General features: G+C 67.7%; 2 protein-coding genes. Both read left to right on the plus strand.

The features are described from left to right. On the plus strand, nucleotides 1-313 hold a 313-nt coding region (locus SFU54_RS08955), incomplete at its 5' end, for an ATP-binding domain-containing protein (protein ID WP_319015937.1). Nucleotides 314-343: 30 nt separating this feature from the next. Further along, the gene (locus SFU54_RS08960; RefSeq protein WP_319015938.1) at nucleotides 344-1,570 is read left to right on the plus strand and encodes an exonuclease domain-containing protein; all 1,227 of its coding nucleotides are present in this window, start codon (nucleotides 344-346) and stop codon (nucleotides 1,568-1,570) included. Nucleotides 1,571-1,596 lie beyond the last annotated feature (26 nt).

Below are 1,596 nucleotides of genomic sequence, written 5' to 3' on the forward strand. Positions count from 1 at the left end.
CACGGTGCGCGAGCTGGTGATTCTGTCGCCCTACGCGCGCGAGCGCTCGGCGGCCGGGCAGGCTCTCGCTGACCGCGCGGCTGGTTCTGGGGCGACGGATGCCCGCCTCACCTCACGCCTGGGCACGAGCATCGACGACGCGACGCGCATTCGGTGGGGGAGCATCCACGAGTTCAAGGGCCTCGAGGCGCCCGCGGTGATTCTGACCGACGTCGACCTCTCGAAGGCCTACCACCGCGACCTGCTGTACGTGGGGGCGTCGCGGGCGACGGATCGGTTGGTAGTGCTGACACACGGAATGTCGGCGACCTGAGCTAGCCTCGCTTCACGAGGAGGAGGCTCGATGTCTGGTCCTGGATTCGCTGTCGTCGACCTGGAAACGACTGGCCTATTCACCGGCGGGCACGACCGCGTCATCGAAATCGCGGTTGTGCACACCGATGAGAACGGCACGATCACCGGGGAGTGGGAGACGCTCGTCAACCCGCAGCGTCATGTGGGCGCCGAGCACGTGCATGGCATTCGCGCCGCGGATCTGATCGACGCACCCACCTTCGCTGACATCGCCGACGACCTCGTCGACCTGCTCGCGGGGCGGGTGCTCGTTGCCCACAACGCGCGGTTCGACCGCGGCTTTCTTGTGGCCGAGTTCGGCCGAACGCCCCACCCGTTGCCTGACGACGCCCCGACGCTCTGCACCATGCAGCTAGCTCGCGACCTCATCCCGGGTGCAGGACGAAGCCTCGCCGACTGCTGTGCCGCGTTCGACATTCCGCTCGATAACGCCCACCGCGCACTCGTCGACGCGCACGCGACGGCCGAGCTTCTTGGGGGTTACATCGCCAGCACCGATCGCGAGTTCTGGTACGCCCACATGGACCGTGCCCTGAATGCTGGTTGGCCGACACCTTCGCACCTGAGCGGCCGCGAGCGGTGGGTGGCGCGTGGCTCGAGCGGAGCATCCGTGCCGTTCTTGCAGCGCATCGCCGAGCGGCTGCCGGATGTCTCGGGCCCGGTCGAGTTCGTTGAGTATTTGGCTTTGCTCGATCGTTGCCTCATCGATCGCCATCTGTCGGAGCACGAGTCGCGTCAGCTCGCCGCCGTCGCTAACGAGCTGGGTATCGGGCGCGACACGGCAGCCCGCCTGCACGCTGAGTACCTCGACCAGCTCGCCACAGTGGCGTGGGGTGACGGCGTACTGTCGGCGACCGAGGTGGCAGACCTTGCGGCCGTCGCGGCGCTCTTGCAGGTGCCCGACGCAGTGCTCACGGCTGCCCTCGCTCCGCGTGCGCTCGTTGAGGCGACGTCGACGACGGATGCTACGCCCACGCTCGGCGCGTTCGTATTGCCGACCGGCGCGACCGTCGTGTTGACCGGCGAGATGTCGCGCCCCCGTGCCGAGCTTGAGGCGGTCCTTACCGCGTCGGGTTACCGCGTAGCCGGCGCGGTCTCGAAGAAGGTTTCACTCGTGGTTGCCGCCGACCCCGACTCGCTGTCGGGGAAGGCGCGGAAGGCGCGCGAGTACGGCATTCCAGTGGTGGGGGAGGGCTTTCTTGCCCGACTTGTCTGAGTGTCTGGTTGCTCACAGGTTCGTGG

The organism is Microcella sp. (assembly GCF_033763155.1).
Taxonomy (GTDB): Bacteria; Actinomycetota; Actinomycetes; order Actinomycetales; family Microbacteriaceae; genus Microcella.

Bases quoted from the DNA above. Each gene is read 5' to 3' on its own strand.
- SFU54_RS08960 (WP_319015938.1), top strand. From the start codon at position 344: ATGTCTGGTCCTGGATTCGCTGTCGTCGACCTGGAAACGACTGGCCTA.